Raw genomic sequence first — 321 nt, 5'->3', positions numbered from 1 at the left:
GAGGAGGGATATAGGTGGGATACTCATCTTTCAGCATTTGCACTGCCTCCAGAAAAGAACACCCGTCTACATGAATCAAGAAATTTAAAGCACTGGTGCCCCCGATATCTCTGGATTTCCAGTGCCACTGGCTGGTCTGCTCGTTGATCTTAAAGCTGTCGTGGTCTGTCAGCTCCCATTCATTTCTGGCTGAAGATTTTTTCAGACGGTTTGGCTGATATTTCTTCAGGTATTCAATGGCGGTAATCTCCCTTGCACGTTTGATTTCTTCTTCCGGAATCCACGGCATTACATCACGGTATCCCGGAGCTGCTCTGCCTT

At 47.4% G+C, this 321-nt stretch carries 1 pseudogene; it reads right to left on the bottom strand.

Annotation, left to right across the window (positions count from 1 at the left end):
- Positions 1 to 289, bottom strand: a pseudogene (locus tag LIQ05_RS19575) (hypothetical protein); the annotation flags it as partial.
- Positions 290 to 321 lie beyond the last annotated feature (32 nt).

Source organism: Blautia glucerasea (assembly GCF_020537505.1).
GTDB lineage: Bacteria > Bacillota > Clostridia > Lachnospirales > Lachnospiraceae > Blautia_A.
The sequence above is the reverse complement of the archived record's forward strand: the minus strand, read 5'-3'. Positions and strand labels throughout refer to the sequence as shown.